Origin of the sequence: Portibacter marinus, from assembly GCF_021533195.1 — a bacterium.
GTDB classification, from domain to species: Bacteria; Bacteroidota; Bacteroidia; order Chitinophagales; family Saprospiraceae; genus Portibacter; species Portibacter marinus.
In genome coordinates this window covers 1-1,631 of sequence record NZ_JAJNKB010000054.1, presented here as the reverse complement: position 1 = coordinate 1,631, position 1,631 = coordinate 1, and the positions used below count along the sequence as shown (strand labels likewise).

Here is a 1,631-nt window from a genome sequence, read left to right as displayed (position 1 = left end):
GAGCAAGGCACCTTTGAACTGCCAATGGAACAGGATCATAGTCAAGAAGTAAGTCTTTCTTGGGAGTCCTTGATGCTAATCATTAGTGGTATCAGTCTTCAGAAAATAGTAAGGAAAAAGCGATATAAAAGAGCCTGAAAACGGGGATAAAGTCACACATTATTAGTATATTTAATATGTGACAGATGGTGAGATAATTACTGAATTACGTAAGAAGAATGCTCGTTTAGAGCATGAGTTAGCGGAGTTGAAACGACTCATCTATGGTTATAAAAAAGAACGCTTTATTCCCAACTCACCATCGGTAGAACAACTCCATCTTTTTGGACAATCTGCGGAGGATAAAACGGATATTGATTCAGTTCTAAGCGATGAATCTTCTAATTCGACTAAGCAGAATAAAAAGGTAACGCATCCTGGACGAAATCCTATTCCAGACCATTTTCCTTTTAAGGAAGAAACATTACGTCCAGAGGGTGATTTAGCTGATATGGTGATCATTGGTCAGGAAGTTACTGAAACGGTTGACTATACTCCGGCTAGTTTAGTCAAAAAGCGTATCGTGAGACCTAGATATGTATCTAAAGATGGGCAGCGCGTATTAATTGCTTGCTTGCCAGATAGGCCGATGCCTAAATGTATAGCTGAACCCAGTTTGATAGCATGGATGCAGGTTAGAAAGTTTGTGGAACACATGCCTTACTACCGCCAGATCCAACAGATTAAGAGAGATTACCGCTGGGAGCTGTCTTCTTCAACTGTAGGCAACTGGTTTACTCAGTTATGTGATCTTCTCACACCTCTTTACAATGAAATGAAAGCTCAGATACAAAACAGTATCTATCTACAGGTAGATGAATCACCTATCAAAGTTCAGGATAGTGTTAAGAAAGGGTCTACCCATCAGGGATACCAGTGGGTTTATCATAATCCTGAGTCAGGATTGGTTTTATTCGACTATAGAAAAGGTCGAGGAAGAGCAGGCCCCAAAGAGCTGCTTGAAAAATACAAAGGTGTTATTCAGTGTGATGGATGGCAGGTGTATGATAAGATTGCCAAATCTAAACCAGATATCGAATTAGCAGGTTGCATGGCCCATGTGCGAAGAAAATTCTATGAAGCTAAGAACACGAATAAGCAATTAGCAGAATATGCACTAAGCGTAATTCAGGAAGTTTATAAGCAGGAGCGCCTCGCTAAACAAAGTCTTGATCGAAAACAATACCGGGATGATCATATCGTACCTTTGATACAAAAATTAAGGGAATGGGTCGATCTGAAAAGTACTGAAGTGCTGCCTAAAAGTCCTATTGGAAAAGCCATGACTTATTTGGTAAAACAATGGCCGAAAATTGAGACTATCTTTGCTGATGCAAGGATCGAATTGGATAACAATTTAATCGAGAATAAAATCAGACCCTTAGCTTTGGGCAGAAAGAATTATCTATTTGCCGGTTCTCATCAAGCAGCACAGAGAATAGCTATGATGTATTCATTTTTCGGTACCTGCAAAGCTAACGATGTTAATCCCTACCAATGGTTGAAATCCACAATCGAAATCATTAGTGAAACTAAATTGGATCAGTTAGCAAGTCTGCTTCCAGTTAAGCTGTAGTTGCTGGGATGCATAC

1 protein-coding gene is annotated in these 1,631 nt (G+C 39.6%); it reads left to right on the top strand.

The features are described from left to right. The first annotated feature begins 178 nt into the window (after positions 1–178). Complete coding sequence (gene tnpC, locus L2567_RS20885; RefSeq protein WP_235299810.1) at positions 179–1,615, top strand: IS66 family transposase; 1,437 nt, start codon at positions 179–181, stop codon at positions 1,613–1,615. The last annotated feature ends 16 nt before the right edge of the window (positions 1,616–1,631 follow it).